Here is a 24,444-nt window from a genome sequence, read left to right as displayed (position 1 = left end):
GCCAGCTACTCCGAAATGGCCATGGCCAATGCCATTGCCCAGGATTACGGCTATGGCAACGGCATGCTGTACAACTTCTACTCGGTGGTGATTGGCAGTACCGTGGGCCCGCTACTCATCTTCATGGGCGTGGGGGCGATGACCGACTTCGGCCCGCTGCTGGCGAACCCGAAAACCCTGCTGCTGGGCGCGGCCGCCCAGTTCGGTATCTTCGGTACCGTGATCGGTGCGGCACTGCTGGACTGGCTGGGCATCCTGGATTTCACCATCCTGGAAGCCGCGGCCATCGGCATCATTGGCGGCGCGGATGGCCCCACCTCTATCTATGTATCGAGTGTACTGGCCCCGCACCTGCTGGGTGCGATTGCGGTCTCGGCCTACGCCTACATGGCGCTGGTGCCGATGATTCAGCCGCCGATCATGAAGGCGCTGACTTCCCAGAAAGAGCGCGCCATCAAGATGAACCAGCTGCGCCCGGTCAGCCGCAAGGAGAAGATCTTCTTCCCGCTGGTGGTGCTGATCGCCGTGGTGCTGTTCCTGCCGGACGCGGCACCGCTGCTGGGCATGTTCTGCTTCGGTAACCTGATGCGCGAGTGTGGCGTAGTGGAGCGTCTGAACGACACCGCCCAGAACGCCCTGATCAACATCGTGACCATCTTCCTGGGCCTGTCCGTGGGTTCCAAGCTGATGGCCGACAAGTTCCTGGACGCCCAGACGCTGGGTATCCTGGGCCTGGGCATTGTTGCCTTCGGTGTCGGCACCGCCACCGGTGTGTTGATGGCCAAGCTGATGAACAGGCTGACCAAGGAGCAGATCAACCCGCTGATCGGTTCGGCCGGTGTTTCCGCCGTGCCCATGGCGGCGCGGGTGTCCAACAAGGTGGGCCTGGAGGCCAATCCGCAGAACTTCCTGCTGATGCACGCCATGGGGCCGAACGTGGCCGGTGTGATTGGCTCTGCGGTGGCAGCGGGTGTGATGATCAAGCTGTTGGGTTAACCAAATTTCCCGAGAGGATTCTAATGAGTAAAAGTGGCGAATTTCGCCCTGTTAGCGAGTCTCAGATTGTACTTAAGGAACTGATGGTTCCTTCCTATGAAAATTTTGGCGGCAAGGTTCACGGCGGGGTGGTGCTGTCCCTGATGGACAAGATCGCCTACGCCTGCGCGGCCTCGCATTCCAAGTGCTATTGCGTCACGGCGTCGGTCGATAAAGTGGACTTCCTGAACCCGGTGGAAGTGGGGGAGATTCTGACCCTGTACTCGTCTGTGAACTATACCGGCAAGTCATCGATGGAAATTGGTATTCGGGTGGAGTCTGAGAACTTCCAGACGGGCGTTATTCGTCACACCAACACGTCTTACTTCACCATGGTTGCTTTGAATAGAGATACAAAATCTCCCGAAGCTATACCAGGGCTGCTACTCGAAAGTGACGAAGAGATTCGCCGTTTCCTGGAGGGGCGTTTGCGGCGCAAGGTTCGAAAGCTGCAGCGGCACGAGCTGGAGCAGGCCAGAAGCGAGATTGACTACGATATTGACGAGCGTTCTCTGGAAGGTGAAAACTGCAAGATTGCTGCTGGCTGACGGTCTGTGCTGACAACGTGGAATCTGGCTCATAAAGTCCAGGATAAAGAGAGCGTTCCAAAGCTGAAGTTGTCTTTGTGTTGATCTCCTGCTCCTGTGGTAGTGCGTAGTGTCAGGGCGGCTTGCAGATTGTTCCACTGCCAGGTGCCCCCCACTCCGATTTGGCTAATAATGGGGTCATTGTCGAATCGGTAAGGGGCGGCATGCTCCTCAATGTAGGAATAGGGGGTGTATTCCACCCCGGCTCCTATGAACACAGACCAGCTGCTTTCTGTATTGCTGAATGACCCCGGTAGGGCAATGGAGGTGGAGCTCCCTGCGTAGTCCGGAGCAAAGTTCATTGGCAGGTTGTGGCCGATACGCCATATCAGGCCGGTCTGCACAGAGGTCTGGAATGTTGACAGCATGGCCGAGCCTATCGCAGATACCTGTTGCTCGACCTCCCCCTTGCTTCCCAGCTGCAGAAGTTTCCGGCCATGAATAGCCTGCACGCCACCTACCACGTCAGTACCGAGTTGGTACTCCCATCCTCTTGGACGTTCGCTGCCGGTTACTTTGTGCACCCATTTCTGCGTAGCTTCTGCACCGCTCTCTGGCCCAACAACTCCCAGGTGTAACCCAGCGCCGGTGATTTGATCGGCACGCCAGCTCCAAAGCGAGCTGCTTAAGGAAAGATAGCCCGCGTAGGGAAGGTCGTCATATTGCGGTTCAGGATTTGAAATGTTCTTGGGCGTAACAATTAGCTGACGCAGGCTGAAACTGGTTGCGTGCTGATTTGATTCGTCGTCTATTCCAGGCAGAAATGCCAGGTGGTCCCTAACAGCTGCGGCGAAACCTGAAGATTCCCGTTCAGGCCCCTCGGACGGGGTGTTCAGGTAGGAAATTCGCCCGCCATTGGTGTACCCCTGATCACTGCCGAGGAAAAGGTCGTTATCCCAGGAAAAATTAATAACATCAGCGCTGGCGGGCGCAGAGTTGTGAGTGAATGCTAAAAAAACAATGGTTGCGAATAATGAGGATCGAGGCATGCAATCGAAGGTGGTTTGGGTTGAGAGGGATGAGGCCATAACCCTGTATGAAAAGGCTGACTCTATAAGCTAATTAACGATACGCGTACTAACTATAAATTTTAGCGTATATCGATCTTTGAAGCTAACAGAGCTCTTTGGCAGAGATGTTCAATAAAATTGACGCTTCACGATTTTTATGTATTGGCTGTGCCAAACGGCAACGGTATTTGTCATGTCTCTGGCGGCGTGGTCTGGTGTTGCGCTGGTTGGGCAACTTGCGATCTTCGCATTGCTTCCAGCATTCCCGTTGCCGATTCTGTTACTTCTACGTTCGTAGGTGCTTAGAACTGATCCCAATAAGGTGTTTTGCCAAAGAAACCATCAACAAAGTCGATAAAACCTCGTACCTTGCTGGCCAGCAGCTGCCGATGGGCGTAGACCGCATAAAGCGCCATCGGTTGCGGTTCGTACTCTGGAAGGATCACCTGCAATTTTCCGTCCTTGATGGCGTCACCAGCAATAAAGGTTGGCTGCAGGGCTACACCGGCTCCTGCAATGGCCGACTCCACCAGCACATCGCCGTTATTGCTGATCATGCTCCCATCACTCTTTCGCCCCTGGGTCTGCAGCCATTTCTGAAGTGGATGGCCAGGGCCAATGTCCATGTAGCTGTACTGCAGATAGCGATGATGGCTCAGTTCTTCAGGGCTCTGTGGCGTGCCGTGTTGCTTTAGATAGTCGGGCGAGGCGCAAAGCACTAGTCGGACTGGTGCAAGTCGCTTGGCAATTAAAGAGGAGTTTTTCAGGTGACCAATTCGGAGTGCGATGTCGAATCCTTCTTCCAAGATGTCCACTTTCCGGTCGTTCAGCTGCAGGTCGATGCCCACCGCGGGGTGCGCTTTCTGGAATTCACTCAGCAGAGGTGCCATGTGGCGAATGGCAAAAGAGACTGGTGCGCTTATGCGCAACAGCCCCTGGGCCTGGGTTTGCAGGTTGCCGAGCTGATTTTCCATGTCGTCAATGTCGGCCAAGACCTGTTGGGCTCGCTGATGGTAGTGAGTGCCTGCTTCCGTCAGGTGGGTTCGGCGAGTGGTCCGGTTCAGCAGCCGCACACCCAGGTGTGCTTCAAGCTGGGAGACGTATTTGCTGACCAGCTGTGGTGAGGTGTCCAGCCGGTCAGCGGCGCGGGTGAAGGTGCCTTCATTGACCACAGCCACGAAGGCACGCATGGCCTCGATGCGATCCATTGGCCTGTCCTGTTTGAGGGTGTTATCTGATTATCAATATAAAGTTGATAATAAAGCAACAGTATCCGTCTTAGTCTGCTCCATTGGTGATAGTAAAGTGGGTTCATCGCTTCAAACGGGAGCGGCGGGATAAACCAATGAGAGAAAAATTCGAGGTGACGATTATGAACACGCAATTTGCACAGAGACTGTTTCGCTCCAATGGCGGCTATGCGGCATTGGTACTGCGGGTACCGGTTGGTCTGGTTCTGGCAGCCCACGGTGCTCAGAAACTCTTTGCCTGGTTTGGCGGCTACGGTCTGGAAGGCACCGGGCAGTGGCTGGCGAGCATTGGTCTTGAGCCGGGGTACCTGATGGCCTTGCTGGCTGGCGGTGCCGAGTTCTTTGGCGGTCTGGCACTGGTGCTTGGGCTGCTGACGCGGCCGGCGGCACTGGTTGCAGCGTTTACCATGCTGGTTGCTATATTCTCAGTGCATATCGGCAACGGTTTGTTCATGTCGAATAATGGTTATGAGTACGCTTTGACCTTGCTGGTTGTCACGGTGGCATTGGCGATGCAGGGCGCGGGCCGGTTTGCAGTGGACAATCTGTTTTACAAAGAGGGCTGAATCATGCTGGTCAACGGCGTCTGGAAAGACAACTGGCAACCGGTACAGGCGAAGGATGAACAGGGACGTTTCATCCGCCAGACCTCTTCCTTCCGAAACTGGGTCACCAGGGACGGCGCCCCGGGGCCTACCGGGACGGGCGGGTTCAAGGCAGAGCCGGGGCGCTATCATCTGTACGTGGCCTACATCTGCCCCTGGGCATCACGAACCTTGATTGCTCGTGAGCTTAAAGGACTCAGGGACATCATCGGGGTAACGGTCGTTAACCCACGCCTGACGAACCAGGGCTGGCAATTCGGCGGCTACCCCGGCGCGCAAGAGGACACCCTAAACGGTGCGAGTTACATGCACGAACTTTACACCAGGGCCGATCCACACATCTCTGGCCGCGCCACGGTGCCGGTACTTTGGGATAAACAGGCCGGGACCATTGTTAATAACGAGTCTGCGGATATTCTCCGTATGCTCAACAGCGCTTTCACCGACATTGTGGATGAAGGCCAGGATCTGTACCCGCAGGCATTGGCGGAGGACATCGACAGCCTCAATGAATACCTCTACACAGATCTGAACAATGGGGTCTACCAGGCCGGCTTCGCCTCCAGTCAGGTTGCCTACAACGAAGCCTATGAAAAGGTGTTTGCGGCGCTGGATGCCATGGAGTCACGCCTGGCAGCGGGTGGCCCGTTTTTGTTCGGGGATCAACTGACGGAAACCGATGTTCGCCTGTTTGTAACGCTGGTGCGTTTTGACGCGGCTTACCACGGCCTGTTCAAGTGTAACCGGAACACGCTGAAAGCCATGCCGCATTTGCACGGTTACATGCATCGGATCCTGGCGCTGGAGGGTATTGCAGATACGGTGAATCTCGACCATATCAAGGCCGGGTATTACTCCATCAAGGCCCTGAACCCGAGCGGCATTGTTCCGGCGGGGCCGGGCAAGCTCTGAACGGAGGAGGCATAGTCATAACGAAAACAACCGATGTGCTGTTCCTTTCCCATGGTGGCGGGCCCATGCCGCTGTTGGGCGATCCGGACCACCGTGAGATGGTGGAAAAACTCACCGAGCTTGCCGGTAAGCTCCACAAACCGTCGGCGATACTGGTGATCAGCGCCCATTGGGAGGCGTCGGTGCCGACGATCACCTCCGGAGCCAATCCCGGGCTTATTTATGACTACGGCGGCTTCCCCGCGGAGGCCTACGAAATCCAGTATCCCTGCCCGGAGGAGCCCGAGTTGGCGAAGCAGGTATACCATGCATTGGAGGCAGCCGGGATCACGGCGCGGCTTGATGACCAACGTGGTTTTGACCACGGCCTGTTTGTGCCGCTCAAACTGATGTACCCGGAAGCGGATATCCCGTGCATCCAGCTGTCGCTTGTAAGCAGCCTGGACGCCGGCACTCACCTGGCCATCGGCCGTGCTTTGCAGGCCCTGGACTATGACAACCTGCTGGTGATTGGTTCGGGATTTTCCTTCCACAACATGCGGGCGTTCTTCGCGCCCCAGACACCGGAGATTCAGGCGCGCAATGAGGCGTTTAAGCACTGGCTCGAGGAAACCTGTGGCGACCCCAACATGAGCGAATCGGAGCGGGAGGAGCGCCTGGTTCACTGGGAACAGGCGCCCCATGCCAGGTTCTGCCATCCCCGGGAAGAACACCTGCTGCCGTTGCATGTCTGTTATGGCTTGGCCAATAAACCCTGTGATGCACATTCATCGGTGGCCGTTCTGGGGAAAGAATCAGGATTTTTCTACTGGAAAGCGGGGTGACGGTACGGGTTTCGGGTGGTGACTCCGTTCGCCACCCTTTGATAATCCCGTTCCTCGCAGGAGTCAGCAGAACACAAAGAGAAGGCTACTCCTTCTTCTTGGCGATTAAATACAGCACTGCGCCCGTTAATCCCACAATCACCAACGCTGCAGCAACAATCAACATGGGGTGAATCACGCTCTACCTCATCGTTCAGAAGGATTTTTGCCGCTCGCACCATTTTTTGATGTCGCTTGGATACCACCGGCGGCTACCCATGCCTTTCTTGGAGGGCAACCGGAATCCTTTCGGGAAGTCCGGCATGTAATAATAGTTTTTCATCACACTCGCCTCACTGACCTGCAGAAAATTGGCTACGTCTGCGGGAGTCCAGAGTCGCTCCTCAGTGTCCGACTCAGTCTTTTCCAGCAGCTTTTCTAGCACTTGAGTGAGTTGTATTAAAGTTTGAGGGATGGCGTTAGTTTCAGGCTCGAACTGGGAAATCTCTCTCATTTTGACCTCCTCGAAGTATCTATTCGAGGAGGGTACGGATCGCAGAGTTTTAGACTGGGCGCTTGTTGCCTGAACGGTTTCATCTTCTTTAGTAGCAATTAGTAACGCGAAATACTAATTGCTACTAACTCATTGGGGCTATTCGAGTTTTTCCACCAAATCGGAAGGATCCGGCGCGTAGTAAACTGACTGCAGGATCTTCAGGTCCTGATGACCAGAAATTTTGGCAAGCTCCATCGGCCCGAACTTTTGCGATAGCCGCGTGAGGGCCGTTCTACGGGTGTCGTGAAAGTTGATGCCCTCAAGGCCGGCCTTCTTCATGATTTTCCGTGAGAGAGCGTCTCGCTGGCTGGCCGTTACGCAAAATACTGTTGGTGTGCCTTTGGTGTAGTCCAACACATGGTTGAGTATCTTGATGGCCTTTGTTGATAGCGGAACCCACCTTGGTACACCAGTCTTGGTTTCAGGGATATAAACCACGCGTTTGTTGAAATCGATATCTGTTTTTTTCATTTTGCAGATTTCGCCGCCCCGCATTGCCGTTTCTGAGGCGAACAGAAACATGGCACCAACGCGGCTGAGGACCGTTGCTGGTGGTGTTTTGAAACTGAAACCACTAGTTTCGACGTAGGATTCGATTTCAGCATCGGTAATGACCCTGTCTCGCGGTTTATTCTCGGGTGGTCGCGAAACCCCGGCCATTGGGTGCTCTTTGAGCCACTGCCACTCCCTCCATGCGAGCTTGCAGGCGTGAGTTAGAAGATTGAACTCTCGATTCACGGTAGAGCCGGAAACTTCCTTCAAGCGCTTGTCACGCCACGCCGAGAAATGCCGGGGGCCAACGTCCGATAGTTTTACGTCGGCCAGCAGCGGATCCCGCATCATTTGATTCAGGCGCGTCACCTCCCATCTTGCGCCTCGTTTTTTGGGGGAGACGTCATCCCGGTAGCGTTCCAGTATGTGGTACATGGTCGCATTGGGTGGTGCTGCACCGGTATCGTGGTGGCCTTGTTCGATTTCATATTCGATCTGGTTAGACCAGGCAACGGCTTCTCGCTTGGCGCGAAAAGTTTTGGAGCGCCGGATACCTTTTTTGAAAACATCCGCTCGCCAACCGGTGGCGGTTTTTTTGAAGCTAGCCACTGATATCCCTCCATGCATCGGAAAACTCGAATGCGACGGCCAGTGGTTGGGCTCGTACGCCCAAAAATTACGGTCGGAGGAATATTAGGAAGAGGGTGGTGCAGTCGTGATTTTGTCGTGACTGGTTTTACCTGATTTTTCCAAATTTAGGAAAATCAGAGGGTTACGAGAAGCAAGAAAAATGGCAATCACGACAGATCAGGGTGTCGATTTTTGCTTTTTAGACAAGGGGTTACGATATTTGGGGGAGGGTAAAAATGGTGCCCGGAGGCGGAATCGAACCACCGACACGGGGATTTTCAATCCCCTGCTCTACCAACTGAGCTATCCGGGCGTGTTGCGGTGCTGCTGTGCAACGGGGCGCTATTAAACCGGTTTAGGCCCTTTGAGTCAAGGCCGGTCTGCAAAAAAATCTGAAAGATTTCAGGGTTGATCATGCCTTGACCAGTCGCTGCAGTCAGCAGCTTTATGCTGGTTATTTTTCCGGCGGAACGTAGCCTTCAGCCTGGTCAAAGGGTTCGTTGTTCAGGAAGCGCTCCATCTGTGCCTGCAGGTACTTGCGGGTGGTGGGCTCCATCAGGTTCAGGTGTTTCTCGTTGATCAGCATGGTTTGCTGATTCTGCCACTCTTCCCATGCCTGCCTGGAAACGGTTTCCATGATTTCCTGGCCTTTGGCGCCGGGCATGGGCGGGAAGTCCAGGCCTTCCATTTCTTTCTGGTACTTTCGGCAAAATACGGTGCGGCTCATGGTGGCTCCTGTTACCTGTGAAATCTGAATCTGGCCGGATGATAACAGACGGTTACCCGTTCTGGCTTGTGTTGGCAGAAGATCAAAGCAGCGCGGTCTGTTCCGGTTCTGTCAGCAGTGTACGGATGGGGGCGGGTAGTCCCATGTTGAGCGCCTGGTCGGGGTAGAACCACTGGAAGCGACCGGACTCCGCAACACCTTTCTGGCGCTGCACGCTCAGGCGTGCCGGTTGGATATGCAGGTGATAATGGCTGAATGTATGGCGAAAGCCGCTGATCAGCTCCGGCTCATGGCATTCAAGCCCCAGCTCTCGCTCACAGGCCTGCTGGAGCTCGTCCGCGCCATGGGCCGGATCAAGCTCGGGCAGACTCCACAGGCCGCCCCAGATGCCGCTGGGTGGGCGACGCTCCAACAGTACGCGGCCCTCGGTGTCCTCGAGTATCAGCATCCAGGTTGTTTTTTCAGGCTTGGCCTTTTTCGGCTTGGAGCCGGGGTAAAGGTGGGTTTCGTTGCGTGCGAAAGCCTGGCAGGTGTCGCTCACCGGGCAGGCGTTGCACTCAGGCTTGCTGCGAGTGCAGACCATGGCCCCCAGGTCCATGATGGCTTGTGTGTAGTCGCGCACCCGCTCGTCTGGGGTGTGCTCTTCGGCATACTCCCATAGCTGTCTGAGTACGCCGGTTCTGCCCGGCCAGCCGGGCACCGCGTGATGGCGGGCCAGAACACGTTTCACGTTGCCATCGAGGATGGCGGCGCGTTTGCCGAAGGCCTGGGCGACAATGGCCGCTGCGGTGGAGCGGCCAATGCCGGTGAGCGTTTCGAGGGTTTCGGCATTGGCGGGAAATTCGCCGCCAAACTCGTCAACCACCTGTGTCGCGGCCTTGTGAAGGTTGCGGGCCCGGGCGTAGTACCCCAGGCCGGACCAGTGGCTGAGCACGTCATCCACCGGCGCTTCGGCGAGATCCCGAACCGTGGGGAAGCGCTCCATAAATGCTTCGAAGTAGGGAATCACGGTTGTGACCTGGGTCTGTTGAAGCATGATTTCAGAAACCCAGACCCGATAGGCATTGCGGTCATGGTGCCACGGCAGGTTGTGCCTGCCGTGTTGGTCGTACCAGGCGAGCAGTTTGTCGGCGAAACGGTCTGTCATTGGCCAAACAAGCCTTTCAGGGCATCCTGAACTTTCTTGCCACTCTCACCGCCGAGTTCTTCTTCCAGCTTTTCCCGTACTTTGTCCTCAGCTTTTTGTTTGGCGCGATCAACTTCTTCCCGGGCTTTGGCGCGGGCGGCATTGGCGGCGATGTCCTTGAGTGTGTCGCGGAAGCGTGAGCCGTCAAATGAGCACAGCTTGCCCGGCTCTTCAGAGAAGTTGCCACGGCATTCCACCGGGATCACCACGTTCTCGACGTACTCGGTCACGCGGCAGGCGTTGTCGCGGTGAATCTCGCCCACAATCCGCAGTCCCAGTTCGTAATCCAGGTCAGTCCGGGCCAGATCCACCGTGCCGTTGCCTTCCAGGCGCATGCCGGCCAATGCGGCAACCAGATCCGTGTTGTTCAGTGTGTTGCCGTTGATGTCGAGGGTGCCGCGCATGTCGTTGAATGGCGTATGCGTGCCCCAGTCGGTGGTGGTCAGTTCCTCCTGGTTCACCATGGCAATGCCCTGGCAGGCCATGCGAGTCAGGTTCATATTGCGGAACTGACCTTCGGCCAGGTTGAAGTTGACCTGGCCATTTGCGTTTTCACGCAGGGCGGAAATTCGATTGCCGGTGGTGTCGATGGCTATATCCAGGTTGGCGCCACCGGAGAGCATGTCCAGTTCCGCAAGGTCAGTCAGCAGCGGCAGGGTTTGCACGTTTGCCACGTCTGAGCGTATGCGCCATTTCGGGTTGTCACTGCGGGCATCGAGAGTGGCATCGGCATTGAAACCGCCCTCGTAGAGTTTGCCGCTGAATTCATCCAGTTGCAGTACTCCGTTCTCAGCGGTCGTGCTGGCTTTGATGTCCTGAATGTTCAGGTTACTGACAATCAGTTCGCCCAGACCGAAATCAATGTCCAGCAACAGGCTGCGTAGGGTTTCCAGCGGCAGCAGATCGGTTTCCGGCTGGTTGGTGGCGGTTGTGTCGGCTCCGGAGGAGTCGCCGGCGGTTTCGTCAGAGCTTGCGCTGGAATCCTCCGCTTCTTCACTGGCCGGTGGCAGGTAGCGGTCTGCGTTCAGCTTGTCGCCGTCAAGGTCGAAGATGATGCCACCGGTGCCCAGATTGTAGCTGCCTGAGCCATTGAAAGTGGTGTCGTCCAGTTTGATGGTCAGGCCGGAGAGGGCAATGGTTCCCGGTTCGCCGCCAATATCCGTGGCAAATGCGATGCGTTCAAGTGCTTCCGGGTCATCCGTCTCAATGGCTGGCTGGCCAAGGGCGTTCAGCAGCTGTTTGAGGGAAAACTCGCCAACTTCCGCACGGCCGTCAAGAGCTGGCTGTGCGCCAAAGCCCTGTACGTTCAGGTCGGTGTTCAGCTCCAGGTTGGCGAGGGTGGCGGTGACGTTGCTCAGCGTAGCCGTTTCGTTTTCCAGGTTGGCGGTGAGCGAACCTCCCAGCTCGGCGGTCACTGATTTGCCGCCAAACGGCTCGCCGTTCATGTCGAACACAGCTTCAAGGCCGGACACGGCAAACTCGTTAAGCGCCTGGTTGGCCTGCAGTTGAGCGCTGATAGTGCCGTCTACGGCGAATTGCGGTTGAGCCGTCTCCACCCGGAAACTGATATTCAGCGGAAACGCGGAACCGAGCGTGATGCTGCTGGCGGAAACGTTGAAGTTTTCGAGCGTAACCGACTGGCCGGTGCTCTGGTCATCGTAATGCACCCGGGCATCGCTGATTTCCACGCTTTCGACATTGAAATTCAGCGGCTCGCCGCCGGCACTTTGAGTCTCAGTGGTTTCGCCGCTGGCCTCACCGGAGGCCGGGGCGGTCTCCGTGCTTTCGGCCGGAGCAGAGGCCTCCGGCATGATTCGAGTCCAGTTGCCTTTGCCCTGTTCATTCACCTGCAGGCGGGCGTCCAGCCCGTTCAGCAAAAAGGTATTCACCTGGGGCGACATGGAAATGAGCGACCAGAAATCAATCTGCGCAATCAGTTGCTCCAGTGCCACCAGCCGCTCGCCTTCGAGTGTGGCCTCCACCTGATTCAGCTCAAGCCCCAGCGGGATGAATGACCAGCCAATGTCCCCTTCCAGAATCAGGTCCAGGTTGGTTTTGTCCTCCACAGCGGCTTCGATCTGCGGTTTGTAGTCGTTCGGGTCAATGACGGCAATCGCGATAGCGACGGCGGCCACTGCCAGCACGATCAGTGCGATAACCGCAGAGAACGCATAGCGAAGAGCTTTCATGATAAGAATTCCTTTTGCAGGTGATTGAGTCAGGCGTGAGACTCAGCCGTTGATAGCAGGTATAATCGTGCACAAAGTTTTCGGTATCAAGCCAGTTTTCATACGGAGTCTCCATGGCCGAACGTAAGGCTCGGGTAGAGCGTAATACCCTCGAAACCCAGATCACCGTTGAGATCAACCTCGACGGCACCGGCAAGTCCAGTTTCGACACCGGCGTGCCCTTCCTTGAACACATGATGGACCAGATTGCCCGCCACGGCCTGGTGGATCTGACTATTAGTTGCAAGGGCGACCTGCACATTGACGACCACCACACCGTGGAAGACATTGGCATCACCCTGGGCCAGGCCTTCAAACAGGCCGTGGGCGACAAGAAAGGCATTCGCCGCTACGGCCACGCCTACGTGCCCCTGGACGAAGCCCTGTCACGGGTGGTTATCGACCTCTCCGGCCGCCCCGGCCTGCAGATGGACGTGCCCTACACCCGCGCCACCGTGGGCGGCTTTGACGTGGACCTGTTTGAAGAATTCTTCCACGGCTTTGTAAACCACTCCATGGTGACCCTGCACATCGACAACCTGAAGGGCAAGAACACGCACCACCAGATTGAAACCGTGTTCAAGGCCTTCGGCCGCGCCCTGCGAGTGGCGATCGAAATGGACGAGCGCATGGCGGGCATTACACCCTCCACCAAGGGCGCCCTGTAACCGGTTACCGAAAGGAACAGATTGACCATGAACACCGTTGCCATAATTGACTACGGCATGGGCAACCTGCACTCGGCAAAAAAAGCCGTGGAGCACGTGGCCCCCAACTGCTCCGTGCTGGTGACCGGCGATGCCACCAAAATCCGCGAAGCCGACCGGGTCATCCTCCCCGGCGTTGGCGCCATCCGCGACTGCATGGCCGAAATGCACCGCCTGGGCGTGGTTGAGCTGGTGAAAGAAGTCTCACAAGACCGTCCGTTTCTCGGCATCTGCGTGGGCATGCAGGCGCTGATGGCCCGCAGCGAGGAAAACGGCGGCGTGGAAGGCATCGGCCTGTTTCCCTCCGAGGTGCGCTACTTCGGCGACAACCTCACCGAAAACGGTGAACGCCTGAAAGTGCCGCACATGGGCTGGAACGAAGTGTGGCACAGCATGGACCACCCCCTGTGGCATAACATCCCGGACGGCGACCGCTTCTACTTTGTGCACAGCTACTACGCCGAGGCCGCCGGTAATGCCGACATGGCCGGTCGCACCCACTACGGTGTGGACCTGGCCGCCGCAGTGGCGAAAGACAACATTTTTGCAGCGCAGTTCCACCCAGAGAAGAGTGCTCGGGCGGGTTTGCAGCTGCTGGAAAATTTCACGAACTGGAACGGAAAGTAAGCAGGCAAGCACATGGTAGCGCTCTGGGGCAGGAAGGCCTTTCAGGGACTGTCTGCAGCATGGATGCTGCAGTCAAGCTTACAGGGATGTATTCACAGCGTGTCCCTGAAAGGCCTTCCTGCTCCAGAGTGCGGGCGCAAATTTATTTGCCTGACTTTCTGATAGGAAAACAACATGCTCATCATCCCAGCAATCGACCTAAAAGACGGCAAGTGCGTAAGACTGCGCCAGGGCCGCATGGACGACTCCACCGTATTCGGCGACAACCCGGTAGACATGGCCACCAAATGGGTAGAAGCCGGCGCCCGCCGCCTTCACCTGGTGGACCTGAACGGCGCCTTTGCCGGTGAGCCAGTGAACGGCGAAATCGTCAAGGAAATCGCCACCAAATACCCGGACCTGCCCATCCAGATCGGCGGCGGTATTCGCTCCGCCGAAACCATCGAAGCCTACCTGAAGGCCGGCGTGCAGTGGGTCATCATTGGTACCAAGGCGGTCAAAGAGCCCGAGTTTGTCACCGAAATGTGCAAACGCTTCCCCGGCCACATCATCGTCGGCCTGGACGCCAAAGACGGCCTGGTGGCCACCGACGGCTGGGCCGAAGTGTCCGAGGTCAAAGCCGTGGACCTGGCTAAACGCTTCGCCAATGACGGCGTGGAAGCCATCGTCTACACCGACATCAGCCGCGACGGCATGATGCAGGGCGTGAACGTGGAAGCCACCGCCAAGCTGGCCGAAGAAGGCGGCATTCCGGTGATTGCCTCCGGCGGTGTCACCAACATGGACGACCTCAAGCGCCTGGCCACCGTGGCCGACAAGGGCGTTCAGGGCGCCATCACCGGCCGCGCCATTTACGAAGGCACCCTGGATGTCAGCGAAGCCCAGGCCTACTGCGACTCGCTGGAGAACTGAGGAAGCACTATGGCATTGGCAAAACGCATTATTCCCTGCTTGGACGTGGACAAGGGCCGCGTGGTGAAAGGCGTGAACTTCGTCGACATCCGCGATGCCGGTGACCCGGTAGAAGTCGCGCGCCGTTATAACGAACAGGGCGCCGACGAAATCACCTTCCTGGACATCACCGCCAGCCACGAAAGCCGCGATACCACCTATGAAACCGTCGAGCGCATGGCCGCTGAAGTGTTCATCCCGCTCACCGTGGGTGGTGGTGTGCGCACGGTGGATGACATCCGCAAGCTGCTGAACGCCGGCGCCGACAAGGTGTCGATCAACACCGCCGCGGTGTTCAACCCGGACTTTGTTAAAGAAGCGGCCGAGCGGTTTGGCCGCCAGTGCATCGTGGTGGCCATTGATGCCAAGCGGGTCAGTGGCGAGGGCGAAGAGTCGCGCTGGGAAATTTTCACCCACGGCGGGCGCAAGCCTACCGGCCTGGATGCCGTCGACTGGGCCCGGAAAATGGTGGACCTGGGAGCCGGTGAGTTGCTGCTAACCAGCATGGACCGGGACGGCACCAAAGTCGGTTTCGATCTTGAGCTGACCCGCGCCATCAGTGATGCGGTGAGCGTGCCCGTGATTGCTTCAGGTGGGGTGGGTGAGCTTCAGCACCTGGCCGATGGTGTCACCAAGGGTGGCGCCGATGCCGTGCTGGCGGCATCCATCTTCCACTTCGGGCAGCATGACATTCATGAAGCCAAGGCCTTTATGAAAAGCCAAGGCATAGAAGTACGGGACTGAAAAGACTTGTTTTGGCCACGGAAGAACATATATGGTCTCCTCCCATTTGCAAGGCCTCAGACGTTGATGAGGGACAGGTTGCTGCCATATATCCGGCCTGTTAACGAGGCGGCGCTGCCGCCTCTGGCCCTGATGAGGATTCGCCGCGCGCCTGCCTAATCACGGAAGCGGCATCTGGTGCCATGTTCTTCCACAGGTTTCAGGTGCGCCGGTTTGACCTGTTATGTCATCAATGTGTCTGTTGCCTTCGCAACCTTGGGTAAAGCCCTTTTCTTCGGGTTCGTAACGTTTTGTTTAATTTCTCTTCAGGCCGCTGCTATCTGTTTCTCAGCTGGCCTGTAGTTTTCCTGGCGAGCCACAACGACCCAAGCCATTCGGATTATCTTGTTAGCCACGGCAACAACCGCTCGATTGTGACCTCGCCTGGCTTCTACCGCCAAAGCCCATTGGCTTAAAGCATCTTGCTTCTTCCTGGCTGTTCGCACCACAGCGCGAGCGCCATGTACCACCAGGGATCTCAAGTAGGCATCACCTCGCTTGGTGATCCCGTACAGTGACTGTTTGCCGCCGGTGCTGTACTGCTTGGGCACCAGACCCAGAGCTGCCGATGCATCCCGGCCTCGCCGGAACTGATTTCCAGAGCCCATCCAGCCTTTTAGGGCACTCGCCACCACCGGACCAACGCCCGGGATGCTGGTTAATCGCCGGCAGGTATCATCTTCCTTGGCCTGTTGCCGTAGCTGCTCGTCGTACCAGGTTTGCTCTTCGAGCAAGGCCTGGAGCCGGCGCCACTGGCGGTTCAGTAGCATGCGAAACCGAGTGCTTAAACCATTGTCCGCGTCTTCCAGCAATTCTGGCACTCGCCGACAAAACGCGCTGACAGACTTCGGTACGGTTAATCCATACTCTGCCAAAAGACCACGCATCTGATTCACCAACCGAGTGCTCTCGACCTTAAGACTCCGGCGAATAGCGTGAAACGCCTGGTCATCCTGTTGCTCGATGCTCTTTACCGTCACCGGGCGAATCGCACCATGAAGGCAAGCCTCAGCAATGGCCTGTGCATCGTTGTAATCGTTCTTCTGCCCCCGCAAATAGCCTTTAACGTGCTGTGGAGGCAAAAGAACTGGTTTGTGACCATGCTCTTCCAACCAGCGGCCCCAGTAATGAGCACTGCCGCAGGCTTCCAAAGCCACAGTCGCCGGCTCGTGCTTCGCCAGGAACCGTTTCAAGCCATCCCGGCGAAAGGTTTTCCGGCGCTTTACATCGCCGCCGCGCCCCAACTCAATGACCGCAAAAGAGGTTTTTGCCAGGTCGATGCCGATCACGGTATTCTTATTCATGGTCTCCTCCTTAACTCGTTGGATAGTGTCAGCAACATCTATCCTGGCGCATTGCGACGCCGATTTGGAGTGGGGAGGAGACCATCCCATCTCGGAAAAAAGATAAAGACTATTAGCCACTAAACCCACGAAAGAACACGAAAAGCTGATTAAAGGGACTAAGTTGGTGTCTTTTAATTTAGTGTTCTTTCGTGGGTTTAGTGGCAAAAAATCCTTAGTCTTCTTTACTGCGAGCCACCATAGGCACTATCGGTTCCTTCTCGCCCTCGGCAAACATCACCCGGTTACCGTTACGCATGGCCCACAGGCCACTGACGGTAGCCAAGGCTATGCCTTGCTCGTCCAGCTCCGGAAGGTGCTTTTCCAGGTAATCCACCGTCACCGTGTGCGGATGGCCAATGCCAATGGCCGTGCCGTTCGCCTTTGCCTTTTCAATCAGCAGCTTGAATTGCTGGTCGACGAATTCCTCGGTTTGCTCGTGATCCAGAAACACGTCCCGGGTCAGGCTGGGAATCTTTTGGGCTGCGGCGACGGTGCCGGCGACCGAAGTGGCAATGGTGCGGCTGTCAACGAAATACAGAGGGTAGCGGTCGAGCTCCTTCATCACCCATTGCATGGGTTCAATCTGCTGGGTCAGCAGGCTGCCCATGTGATTATTCACGCCCTGCACGTAAGGGATAGACTGCAGAGCCCGGCGCAGGGTCCGGGCCATGGTGGGTTCGTCCATGTCTGGCGTCAGGCCGGCCGGGCCCAGCCCGATATTGCGGGTGTTGGCCATGGGCGCATGCAGGATGATTTCCTTGGAGTGCCGGTGCGCCAGCTTTGCCAGTGGCACCGTATGATGGCGAAACGGCAGAAATGCCAGGGTCAGCGGCTGGTCCATCCGCGCCAGGCGCTGGCCTTCATGCAGGTTGTAACCCATGTCATCGATGATGATGGCAATGGTGGGCGGGTGCCCCCGCTCCTGTGAGCCGCCTCCGCTTGCCGCAACCGGCGCCAGGCACATTACCAGTACTGCCAGGGCTCGAAAGGTCACGGGTTACTGTCCTGCTCTTCATTGGCCTGTTTGCGGCCGAGAATATGCAGGCCCTTGAGCAGGTTCAGGGCAGAGCGCAACTGGTAGTCCTTTTCGATGGGGGAGCCAGCCTGGCTGTTGTTGTCTTCACTGGCCTTGCCTTCGTTTTCACCCTGCAGGTGGCCGTCCAGATCCGCTTCGGAGAAACGCGGGCCTCCTTCAAGCTCGGTCAGTTCCGCCGGCTTGACCTCGATATCCGGCTTGATCCCGGATGCCTGAATAGAGCGGCCATCCGGCGTGAAGTAGCGGGCCGTGGTCATCTTGATGGCATGGGTCTCGTCCAGCGGAATAACTGTTTGTACGCTGCCCTTACCGAAAGACTGGGTGCCCATGACCACTGCGCGCTGATGATCCTGCAGCGCACCGGCCAGGATTTCAGAAGCCGAGGCGGAGCCGCCATTGATCAGTACCACAATAGGCGTGCCGGCCATGATGTCACCGGCACTGGCATTAAAGCGCAGGCGTGAGCTTTGAATGCGGCCTTCGGTATAGACAATCAGGCCCTCATCGAGCAGCGCATCGGCGGTATCAACCGCCGCCTGGAGTACCCCGCCCGGGTTGTTGCGCAGGTCGATTATCAGGCCGTCGAGGTCTTCGCCGTGTGTTTCTTCCAGCGACTGAAGGGCATCCTGGAATTGGGTTCCTGTGTCTGCCTGGAACTGGGTGATGCGTACATAGCCGTAGCCGTTGTCGATCATGCGCGATTTGATGCTGGTAACCTTGATGATGTCGCGGGTGACATCAATCTCAATCGGCCCGCTTTCACCGTCTCTCATAATGGTGAGAGTGAGGACTGAGCCGGGTTCGCCGCGCATGATGTTCACGGCTTCTTCCAGCGACATGCCTTTAACCGGCTTCTCATCGAGTTTGATGATCAGGTCGCCGGCCTGAACGCCGGCCTTTTGGGCGGGCGTGTCATCAATCGGAGCGATGACCTTCACAAAGCCGTTTTCCATGCCCACTTCAATGCCCAGGCCGCCGAACTTGCCAGACGTGCTTTCTTCCAGCTCTTCGTAATCATCCGGGGCCAGGTAGGTGGAGTGGGGATCCAGGTCCGAAAGCATGCCCTTGATGGCACTTTCAAGCAGCTGGCGGTCTGAGACGTCTTCCACATAAGCGTCTTTGATGCGGCTGAACACTTCGGTGAACTTGCGCAGATCATCAAGGGGAAGTTGTGCTTCGGCCTCGGGTTCCTGGGCCAGGCCCGTTCCCGATGTGCCCAGTAAACAGAGTGTCAGGGCAAGATAACGCAGTGACGGGATCCGGATACGACAGCTGGCCAGTTTCATTCACTTATCCTGTTTGTTTTGACGTTCAGACACATCGGGAGTTTGCGCGGGTATATGCTCAGCACAGTATGGCGCCCGCCAGCCGGTTTGTCAGCCCTTGGCCGGTTCAGGGACTGCCCAGCCAGTTGCGCGGGTTCACCGGCTTGCCGTTGTGGCGGATTTCGAAGTACACGGCTGGGTCATCCGTGCCTCCGGTGCGTCCGGCCTGGGCAATGGCTTCGCCGGCGCTGACCCAGTCCCCGGGTTCGGTGAACAGGCTGCTGCTGTGGCCGTAAAGGGTCATGTAGCCGTCACCGTGGTCGATGATGGTCATCAGCCCAAAGCCCCGTAGCCAGTTGGCAAATACCACGCGCCCGTAGTGAACGGACTTGATTTCGGCTTCTTCGCCAGTGTTGATGATCAGGCCGTTGCGTCGCAGCTTTCCATCGGCGTAGCGGCTGCCGAAGTTGGCGACGATTTTACCCTTGCCCGGCCATGGCAGCTTGCGTTGCAAGGATTTGAACGGTTGCTGTTCGTTGGGTGAGGGGATGTCGGCGATGGCTTCCTGGACTTCCTTGAGCAGCTTTTCCAGCCTTGCGTGGTCGGCAGCCAGTTCCTGGCGCTCGTTGCGGCGGCTCTGGATGTCTGTTTCCAGGCGGGCGAGGGTCTGTTCGCGTTTCTGTCGGGTGTCGGTCAGGGCCTGCTGACGTTCTTCGAGTTCTGCTTCCGTGCGTGCCAGGCGGGTCTGGGTGGCACGGACGTCTTGCTGGGTCCGTCTCAGGCGTTGCAGGTCTTTCTGGAAGGCCTGCAGCCGCTTGACGGTATCCCTGGACAAGTATTCGTAATAGGTCATGGTGCGGGCGATTTCGCCCGGCTCGGCTTCGTTGAGCAAAATTTTCAGCGCCGGCGCTTCGCCTTCCATCCAGGCTGCACGAAGTTGTTTTGCCAGACCCTGGCGCTGGTTTTCCAGTGTTTCGGTCAGCTCACTTTGCTGCTCGGTCAGCTTGGAAAGTCTTTCGGTCTGCTCTGCCTGCTGCTCGCGCAGTTGCCGGCGTTCGCGGGTCAGGGTGCTGATGCGCTTTTCAACGCTTGCCAGTTGTCGCTCAAGTTCCGAACGGTCTTCCTCGGCCTCGGTCAGCCACTGGTCAATGTTGGCAATCTGCTCTTTCAGTGCCTCGACCTGGGCTGGTGTGACTTCTTGCTGAGCAAGGGCTGGCAAGGCTCCCGAAGCGAGAGCCAGTGCCAGTACAGCGGAACGGAGCAAAACAGTCTGCCTGATTCGAATCAGTTGATGTCTGCCAGGTTGTGGCCAGTCATTTCCTTCGGCTGGTCCATACCCATGAGCTTCAGTAGTGTTGGTGCGATGTCGCAAAGGCTGCCATCGTCTTTCAGGCTGACTTTGCGCGGGCCGGTATACAGCAGAGGAACCGGCCCAATGGTGTGGGAGGTGTGCAACTGGCCGGACTCGGGGTCGGTCATCTGCTCGCAGTTGCCGTGGTCGGCGGTGATCAGCGATTCGCCGCCGACTTCATCCAGGGCATCGACTACCCGGTGCACGCACTCATCCAGGCACTCGGCGGCCTTGATGGCGGCTTCCAGGCTGCCGGTATGGCCGACCATGTCGCCGTTGGCGTAGTTGCACACGATCAGGTCGTACTTGCCGCTCTTGATTGCCTCCACCAGCTTGTCGGTTACCTCCGGTGCGCTCATCTCCGGTTGCAAATCATAGGTGGCCACTTTGGGCGACGGCACCAGAATGCGGTCTTCGCCTTCAAACGGTGTTTCCAGGCCACCATTGAAGAAGAAGGTGACGTGCGCGTATTTCTCGGTTTCGGCGATGCGCAGTTGGGTCTTGCCCTGTTTGGCCATGTATTCGCCCAGGCCGTTGGTCAGTTGCTCGGGCGGGTAGGCGCAGGAGGTTTTGATGTCGGCGGCGTACTCGGTGAGCATCACGAAGTCGGACAGCTTCGGGTGTTTTTTACGCTGGAAGCCGTCAAACTCCGCTTCCACAAAGGTGCGGGTCATTTCCCGGGCACGGTCGGCGCGGAAGTTCATGAACAGCACCGCGTCGCCATCGTTAATGGTGCCTTCCGGTTCGCCTTCGGCACGCACGCGGGTGGCTTTGACAAACTCGTCGTTCTCGCCGCGCTCGTAGGCCTGGTCCAGTGCCGTCAGCGGGTCACCGACGCTGAATTCAGCTTCACCCAGGGTCATGGCATTGTAGGCCTGTTCGATGCGGTCCCAGCGGTTGTCCCGGTCCATGGCGAAATAGCGGCCGACAATCGTGGCCACGCGGCCCACGCCCAGGGCTTTCATTTTTTCAGCTGCCTTTTCCAGGGACGGGCGGGCGCTGCGTGGTGGCATGTCACGGCCGTCCAGGAAGGCGTGGATGTAGACTTCCTTCGCACCACGGGTGGCTGCCAGTTCAGCGGCGGCCAGGATGTGGTCTTCGTGGCTGTGCACGCCGCCCGGTGACAACAGGCCCATCAGGTGCACGGCCTTACCGTTGGCCACGGCCTTGTCGATAGCGGCACACAGGGCTGCATTTTTCTGGAAGTTGCCGGTTTCCAGATCCTTGTCGATTCGCGTCAGGCTCTGATACACCACCCGGCCGGCGCCCAGGTTCATGTGGCCGACTTCCGAGTTACCCATTTGCCCCTGCGGCAGGCCGACAAACATGCCGGAGGTGTTGATCAGCGTTTTCGGCTGGTTCTGCCAGAGCTTGTCCCAGAATGGGGTGTTGGCATTGGAGATGGCGTTGTCTTCCGCCGGGTCACGGTGGCCCCAGCCGTCGAGGATGATCAGTGCAGTGGGCTTGCGCGTCTCGGTCATGGTTTCGTCCGGTTGGTTGCGAAAATAACAGGATCAAACAGGGCACAGATTGTAACCGTTTTCATTTATACAGGCCACGGGCGCTGCCTTCTTTGAGCGCCCCGGGGTGTGTATAATCCGGCCAAATTAATTTTCAGGGTAGTTTCATGGATCGCTTGTTCGAATTCGTTGTTAATCACTACATTCTGGTGTCGCTGTTTGTGGCTTTTTTGCTGGCCATTATTGTGCTGGAATCCCGCCGTGGCGGTGCCAAGGTGTCTTCCCAGGGGCTGGTCAGTCTGATGAACAAAGACAAGGCCGTGGTGGTGGATATCCGTGACCGCAAGGATTTCGCCGAAGGCCACATCACCGGTGCCATTCATATTCCGCTGGCCAGCATCAAGAGCCGCGCCAACGAGCTGAGCAAGCACAAAGGTAAAGACGTGCAGATCGTGGTGGTCGACAAGATGGGTCAGCACTCGGCCATGGCGGTGAAACACCTGAATGCCGAGGGCTTTGACAACGTGGTTCGCCTGAACGGCGGCATTGCCGACTGGCAGGGCGCGAATCTGCCGCTGGTGAAGAAGTAATTGGACTTGATCCGGTTGTCGATCTGCCGCAATGTAATGGCACTCGACAACCGGGCATGGCCCGCCTCAGGACAATAAAGGATGTAACATGGCTGAGAATCAGCAAGCCGCAGGCAACGAAGAAAAGAATCAGGCGCAGTTTGCGCTTCAGCGTATCTACGTGAAGGATCTGTCGTTCGAATCACCGAACTCGCCGCTGGTTTTCCAGGAGCAGTGGAAGCCGCAGGTCAGTCTGGACCTGAACACCTCCCACTCAAAAATCGCCGATAACCAGTACGAAGTGGTGCTGTCTCTGACCGTGACCACCAAAGTGGGTGAGAAAGTGGCCTACCTGGTGGAAATCCAGCAGGCGGGCGTGTTCATGGTGTCTGGTGTGGAAGGCGCGCAACTGAGCCACATGCTCGGTGCCTACTGCCCGCAGGTTCTGTTCCCGTATGCCCGTGAAGCGATTGACGGCATCGTGAACAAGGGCAGCTTCCCGGCCCTGATGCTGGCGCCGGTCAATTTTGACGCCATCTATGCCCAGGCGCTCAAGCGCAAGCAGGAGCAGGCCTCAGGCGAAACGCAGGAAGAGAAGACCCACTGATAGCGGGTCGAGCGCTTGGCTGTGATAAAAAACCGGCTTCGGCCGGTTTTTTTATGCCTGCTCCAACACTATACCGAGCCGGGAAAGCCTAGCTGGCGCCAGGCTTCATAGACGACCAGGGCGGCGGTATTGGACAGGTTCAGGCTACGGCTTTGCGGCTGCATGGGCACCCGCAGACGGTACTCCGGTGCCAGGCCCTCCCGAACCTCCGGGGGCAACCCCCGGGTTTCCGGGCCGAACATAAGGTAATCGCCATCCTCGTAGGCGACTTCGTGATAGTGGCGGGAGCCTTTGGTCGTCAGGCCGAACAGCCGAGCGGGCTGTTCGGTGGCCAGGAAACTCTGGTAGTCCGGATGGATCCTGACCGACGCGTATTCGCTGTAATCCAGCCCGGCCCGCCGCATCTGCTTGTCCTCGAGAGAAAATCCCAGCGGTTCAATCAGATGCAGCTGGCAACCGGTGTTGGCGCACAGACGGATGATATTGCCGGTGTTGGGTGGTATTTCCGGCTCAAACAGCACAACGTGCAGCACGCCTCAGCGCTCCAAGGCCAGGGCCACGCCCATGCCGCCGCCAATGCAAAGGGTGGCGAGGCCTTTGTGAACGTCGCGCCGTGCCATTTCATGCAACAGGCTGACCAGGATTCGGCAGCCAGAGGCGCCAATGGGGTGGCCCAGGGCAATGGCACCGCCGTTCACATTCACTTTGCCGGTATCCCAGCCCATATCCCGGTTAACCGAAATGGCCTGTGCGGCGAATGCTTCGTTGGCTTCAATCAGGTCCAGTTCGTCCACTGACCAGCCGGCCCGCGTGAGGCAGTTCCGGCTGGCCGGAGTCGGGCCGGTGCCCATGATGGCGGGATCAACGCCTGCGTTGGCGTAGGCCTTGATGGTGGCCAGTGGAGTGAGGCCAAGGGCCCTGGCTTTTTCGGCGCTGCACACCATGACAGCGGCCGCGCCATCATTGAGGGACGACGCGTTGCCGGGGGTAACCGTGCCGTCTTTTTTGAATGCCGGGCGCAGTTTGCCCAGGCTTTCACCGGTCACGCCCTGTTTCGGGCCCTCGTCCCGGTCAACCGTCAGCGGCTCGCCTTTCCGCTGGGGAATGCTGAGTGGAACGATCTGGCTGTCGAAATGGCCGGCCTGTTGCGCCGCCACGGCTTTTTGCTGGGAGGCGGCGGCAAATTCGTCCTGTTCTTCACGGCTGATGCCGTATTTGTCCACGATGTTCTCGGCGGTTATGCCCATGTGGTAGTCCTTGAAAGCGTCCCACAGGCCGTCGTTAACCATGGTGTCGATCATGGTCCAGTTGCCCATGCGCTGGCCGTTGCGGCTGTTGGGCAGCACGTGGGGCGCCTGGCTCATGCTCTCCTGGCCGCCGGCAATCACCATGTCGGCATCGCCACAACGAATGGCCTGGACAGCCATATGCACGGCTTTCAGGCCGGAGCCGCACACCTTGTTAATGGTCATGGCCGGTATTGACGACGGCAACCCGGCGTTGATGGCGGATTGCCGGGCCGGGTTCTGGCCGCAGCCGGCGGTTAATACCTGGCCAAGAATGACTTCATTCACCTGGTCTGAGGCTACGCCGGTTTCTTCCATCAATGCTTTTATGACGGCCGAGCCCAACTGGTCTGCCCGCAGGCTGGAAAGACCACCACCAAAACTGCCGATGGCCGTGCGCTTGGCCGCTACAATCACCACATCTTGCATAACAGA

At 57.7% G+C, this 24,444-nt stretch carries 25 protein-coding genes and 1 tRNA gene; 11 read left to right on the top strand and 15 right to left on the bottom strand.

From position 1 onward, the window contains the following. A partial coding sequence (locus BMZ63_RS10600) for a sodium ion-translocating decarboxylase subunit beta (protein ID WP_091705366.1) occupies positions 1–996 on the top strand: 996 nt, incomplete at its 5' end. Positions 997–1,079: 83 nt separating this feature from the next. Then, a complete protein-coding gene (locus BMZ63_RS10595; protein ID WP_218141235.1) occupies positions 1,080–1,583 on the top strand; it encodes an acyl-CoA thioesterase in 504 nt (167 codons plus the stop codon). Between the two features lie 29 nt (positions 1,584–1,612). On the opposite strand, the gene BMZ63_RS10590 is transcribed toward BMZ63_RS10595, so the two are convergent. Continuing rightward, positions 1,613–2,650, bottom strand: coding sequence for a lipid A deacylase LpxR family protein (locus BMZ63_RS10590; protein WP_227663614.1), 1,038 nt, complete (start codon positions 2,648–2,650; stop codon positions 1,613–1,615). A gap of 284 nt (positions 2,651–2,934) precedes the next feature. Then, positions 2,935–3,840, bottom strand: a complete 906-nt coding sequence (locus BMZ63_RS10585; protein WP_091705345.1) for a LysR family transcriptional regulator — start codon at positions 3,838–3,840, stop codon at positions 2,935–2,937. Between the two features lie 164 nt (positions 3,841–4,004). Between BMZ63_RS10585 and BMZ63_RS10580 the strand changes: the two genes are divergently transcribed. From BMZ63_RS10580 to BMZ63_RS10570, 3 genes are read left to right on the top strand one after another with little or no spacing between them, the layout of a single operon-like run. Then, positions 4,005–4,448 (top strand): DoxX family protein, encoded by a 444-nt coding sequence (locus BMZ63_RS10580; protein WP_091705363.1) that lies wholly within the window; start codon positions 4,005–4,007, stop codon positions 4,446–4,448. A gap of 3 nt (positions 4,449–4,451) precedes the next feature. Then, on the top strand, positions 4,452–5,399 hold the full coding sequence (locus BMZ63_RS10575; RefSeq protein ID WP_091705343.1) for a glutathione S-transferase family protein: 948 nt from the start codon (positions 4,452–4,454) through the stop codon (positions 5,397–5,399). A gap of 35 nt (positions 5,400–5,434) precedes the next feature. Then, positions 5,435–6,223: a DODA-type extradiol aromatic ring-opening family dioxygenase gene (locus BMZ63_RS10570; RefSeq protein WP_227663615.1), complete on the top strand. Its 789-nt coding sequence runs from the start codon at positions 5,435–5,437 to the stop codon at positions 6,221–6,223. A 193-nt stretch (positions 6,224–6,416) separates the two neighbouring features. On the opposite strand, the gene BMZ63_RS10565 is transcribed toward BMZ63_RS10570, so the two are convergent. The 6 genes from BMZ63_RS10565 to BMZ63_RS10540 all read right to left on the bottom strand — a co-directional run bounded on the left by BMZ63_RS10565 (position 6,417) and on the right by BMZ63_RS10540 (position 11,982). Next, the gene (locus tag BMZ63_RS10565; RefSeq protein ID WP_091705340.1) at positions 6,417–6,716 is read right to left on the bottom strand and encodes a helix-turn-helix transcriptional regulator; all 300 of its coding nucleotides are present in this window, start codon (positions 6,714–6,716) and stop codon (positions 6,417–6,419) included. Positions 6,717–6,854: 138 nt separating this feature from the next. Next, entirely contained in the window at positions 6,855–7,859 is a 1,005-nt protein-coding gene (locus BMZ63_RS10560) for a tyrosine-type recombinase/integrase (protein WP_177187066.1), read from the bottom strand. A gap of 258 nt (positions 7,860–8,117) precedes the next feature. Beyond that, positions 8,118–8,193, bottom strand: a tRNA-Phe gene (locus BMZ63_RS10555). A 141-nt stretch (positions 8,194–8,334) separates the two neighbouring features. After that, positions 8,335–8,607, bottom strand: coding sequence for an oxidative damage protection protein (locus BMZ63_RS10550; protein ID WP_091705337.1), 273 nt, complete (start codon positions 8,605–8,607; stop codon positions 8,335–8,337). Between the two features lie 82 nt (positions 8,608–8,689). Then, positions 8,690–9,754: an A/G-specific adenine glycosylase gene (mutY, locus tag BMZ63_RS10545; RefSeq protein ID WP_091705335.1), complete on the bottom strand. Its 1,065-nt coding sequence runs from the start codon at positions 9,752–9,754 to the stop codon at positions 8,690–8,692. After that, positions 9,751–11,982 carry an AsmA family protein gene (locus BMZ63_RS10540; protein WP_091705334.1) on the bottom strand — a complete coding sequence of 744 codons (2,232 nt, stop codon included), beginning with the start codon at positions 11,980–11,982 and terminating at the stop codon, positions 9,751–9,753. The genes mutY and BMZ63_RS10540 overlap by 4 nt, the downstream gene beginning before the upstream one ends. Before the next feature lie 113 nt (positions 11,983–12,095). On the opposite strand from BMZ63_RS10540, the gene hisB reads away from it, so the two are divergent. The 4 genes from hisB (at position 12,096) to hisF (ending at position 15,050) form a co-directional block, all read left to right on the top strand. Then, positions 12,096–12,689, top strand: coding sequence for an imidazoleglycerol-phosphate dehydratase HisB (gene hisB / locus BMZ63_RS10535; protein WP_091705332.1), 594 nt, complete (start codon positions 12,096–12,098; stop codon positions 12,687–12,689). 27 nt (positions 12,690–12,716) lie between these two features. Next, positions 12,717–13,355, top strand: a complete 639-nt coding sequence (gene hisH, locus BMZ63_RS10530) for an imidazole glycerol phosphate synthase subunit HisH (protein WP_091705331.1) — start codon at positions 12,717–12,719, stop codon at positions 13,353–13,355. Between the two features lie 174 nt (positions 13,356–13,529). Then, a complete protein-coding gene (hisA, locus tag BMZ63_RS10525; protein ID WP_091705329.1) occupies positions 13,530–14,267 on the top strand; it encodes a 1-(5-phosphoribosyl)-5-[(5-phosphoribosylamino)methylideneamino]imidazole-4-carboxamide isomerase in 738 nt (245 codons plus the stop codon). Positions 14,268–14,276: 9 nt separating this feature from the next. Further along, positions 14,277–15,050: an imidazole glycerol phosphate synthase subunit HisF gene (gene hisF, locus BMZ63_RS10520; RefSeq protein WP_091705327.1), complete on the top strand. Its 774-nt coding sequence runs from the start codon at positions 14,277–14,279 to the stop codon at positions 15,048–15,050. Positions 15,051–15,355: 305 nt separating this feature from the next. Here the strand turns inward: hisF and BMZ63_RS10515 are convergent, their stop codons facing one another. The 5 genes from BMZ63_RS10515 to gpmM form a co-directional block, all read right to left on the bottom strand. Further along, complete coding sequence (locus BMZ63_RS10515) at positions 15,356–16,513, bottom strand: IS110 family RNA-guided transposase (RefSeq protein ID WP_227663616.1); 1,158 nt, start codon at positions 16,511–16,513, stop codon at positions 15,356–15,358. Between the two features lie 94 nt (positions 16,514–16,607). Then, positions 16,608–17,399: a divergent polysaccharide deacetylase family protein gene (locus tag BMZ63_RS10510; protein WP_091705361.1), complete on the bottom strand. Its 792-nt coding sequence runs from the start codon at positions 17,397–17,399 to the stop codon at positions 16,608–16,610. 26 nt (positions 17,400–17,425) lie between these two features. Continuing rightward, a complete protein-coding gene (locus tag BMZ63_RS10505) occupies positions 17,426–18,757 on the bottom strand; it encodes a S41 family peptidase (protein WP_091705324.1) in 1,332 nt (443 codons plus the stop codon). Between the two features lie 106 nt (positions 18,758–18,863). Beyond that, positions 18,864–20,000 (bottom strand): murein hydrolase activator EnvC family protein, encoded by a 1,137-nt coding sequence (locus tag BMZ63_RS10500; RefSeq protein ID WP_091705322.1) that lies wholly within the window; start codon positions 19,998–20,000, stop codon positions 18,864–18,866. A 20-nt stretch (positions 20,001–20,020) separates the two neighbouring features. Beyond that, positions 20,021–21,568, bottom strand: coding sequence for a 2,3-bisphosphoglycerate-independent phosphoglycerate mutase (gene gpmM, locus BMZ63_RS10495; protein WP_091705321.1), 1,548 nt, complete (start codon positions 21,566–21,568; stop codon positions 20,021–20,023). Between the two features lie 146 nt (positions 21,569–21,714). Here gpmM and BMZ63_RS10490 point away from each other — a divergent pair, with 146 nt between their 5' ends. Both BMZ63_RS10490 and secB read left to right on the top strand, forming a co-directional pair. Then, entirely contained in the window at positions 21,715–22,137 is a 423-nt protein-coding gene (locus BMZ63_RS10490; protein ID WP_091705319.1) for a rhodanese-like domain-containing protein, read from the top strand. 88 nt (positions 22,138–22,225) lie between these two features. Then, positions 22,226–22,723: a protein-export chaperone SecB gene (secB, locus tag BMZ63_RS10485; protein WP_091705317.1), complete on the top strand. Its 498-nt coding sequence runs from the start codon at positions 22,226–22,228 to the stop codon at positions 22,721–22,723. 68 nt (positions 22,724–22,791) lie between these two features. Here the strand turns inward: secB and trmL are convergent, their stop codons facing one another. Both trmL and BMZ63_RS10475 read right to left on the bottom strand, forming a co-directional pair. Continuing rightward, positions 22,792–23,256 (bottom strand): tRNA (uridine(34)/cytosine(34)/5-carboxymethylaminomethyluridine(34)-2'-O)-methyltransferase TrmL, encoded by a 465-nt coding sequence (trmL, locus tag BMZ63_RS10480; protein WP_091705315.1) that lies wholly within the window; start codon positions 23,254–23,256, stop codon positions 22,792–22,794. A gap of 3 nt (positions 23,257–23,259) precedes the next feature. Then, on the bottom strand, positions 23,260–24,438 hold the full coding sequence (locus BMZ63_RS10475; RefSeq protein WP_091705313.1) for an acetyl-CoA C-acetyltransferase: 1,179 nt from the start codon (positions 24,436–24,438) through the stop codon (positions 23,260–23,262). Positions 24,439–24,444 lie beyond the last annotated feature (6 nt).

The sequence above is a fragment of the Marinobacter persicus genome, assembly GCF_900114155.1.
Lineage (GTDB): Bacteria > Pseudomonadota > Gammaproteobacteria > Pseudomonadales > Oleiphilaceae > Marinobacter > Marinobacter persicus.
The sequence above is the reverse complement of the archived record's forward strand: the minus strand, read 5'-3'. Positions and strand labels throughout refer to the sequence as shown.

Excerpts from the sequence above, each read along its gene's own strand:
- BMZ63_RS10595 (WP_218141235.1), top strand. The coding sequence starts at position 1,080 with ATGGTTCCTTCCTATGAAAATTTTGGCGGCAAGGTTCACGGCGGGGTG.
- BMZ63_RS10590 (WP_227663614.1), bottom strand. The coding sequence starts at position 2,650 with ATGGCCTCATCCCTCTCAACCCAAACCACCTTCGATTGCATGCCTCGA.
- BMZ63_RS10585 (WP_091705345.1), bottom strand. The coding sequence starts at position 3,840 with ATGGATCGCATCGAGGCCATGCGTGCCTTCGTGGCTGTGGTCAATGAA.
- BMZ63_RS10580 (WP_091705363.1), top strand. The coding sequence starts at position 4,005 with ATGAACACGCAATTTGCACAGAGACTGTTTCGCTCCAATGGCGGCTAT.
- BMZ63_RS10575 (WP_091705343.1), top strand. The coding sequence starts at position 4,452 with ATGCTGGTCAACGGCGTCTGGAAAGACAACTGGCAACCGGTACAGGCG.
- BMZ63_RS10565 (WP_091705340.1), bottom strand. The coding sequence starts at position 6,716 with ATGAGAGAGATTTCCCAGTTCGAGCCTGAAACTAACGCCATCCCTCAA.
- BMZ63_RS10550 (WP_091705337.1), bottom strand. The coding sequence starts at position 8,607 with ATGAGCCGCACCGTATTTTGCCGAAAGTACCAGAAAGAAATGGAAGGC.
- mutY (WP_091705335.1), bottom strand. The coding sequence starts at position 9,754 with ATGACAGACCGTTTCGCCGACAAACTGCTCGCCTGGTACGACCAACAC.
- BMZ63_RS10540 (WP_091705334.1), bottom strand. The coding sequence starts at position 11,982 with ATGAAAGCTCTTCGCTATGCGTTCTCTGCGGTTATCGCACTGATCGTG.
- hisB (WP_091705332.1), top strand. The coding sequence starts at position 12,096 with ATGGCCGAACGTAAGGCTCGGGTAGAGCGTAATACCCTCGAAACCCAG.
- hisH (WP_091705331.1), top strand. The coding sequence starts at position 12,717 with ATGAACACCGTTGCCATAATTGACTACGGCATGGGCAACCTGCACTCG.
- hisA (WP_091705329.1), top strand. The coding sequence starts at position 13,530 with ATGCTCATCATCCCAGCAATCGACCTAAAAGACGGCAAGTGCGTAAGA.
- hisF (WP_091705327.1), top strand. The coding sequence starts at position 14,277 with ATGGCATTGGCAAAACGCATTATTCCCTGCTTGGACGTGGACAAGGGC.
- BMZ63_RS10510 (WP_091705361.1), bottom strand. The coding sequence starts at position 17,399 with ATGTGCCTGGCGCCGGTTGCGGCAAGCGGAGGCGGCTCACAGGAGCGG.
- BMZ63_RS10505 (WP_091705324.1), bottom strand. The coding sequence starts at position 18,757 with ATGAAACTGGCCAGCTGTCGTATCCGGATCCCGTCACTGCGTTATCTT.
- gpmM (WP_091705321.1), bottom strand. The coding sequence starts at position 21,568 with ATGACCGAGACGCGCAAGCCCACTGCACTGATCATCCTCGACGGCTGG.
- BMZ63_RS10490 (WP_091705319.1), top strand. The coding sequence starts at position 21,715 with ATGGATCGCTTGTTCGAATTCGTTGTTAATCACTACATTCTGGTGTCG.
- secB (WP_091705317.1), top strand. The coding sequence starts at position 22,226 with ATGGCTGAGAATCAGCAAGCCGCAGGCAACGAAGAAAAGAATCAGGCG.
- BMZ63_RS10475 (WP_091705313.1), bottom strand. The coding sequence starts at position 24,438 with ATGCAAGATGTGGTGATTGTAGCGGCCAAGCGCACGGCCATCGGCAGT.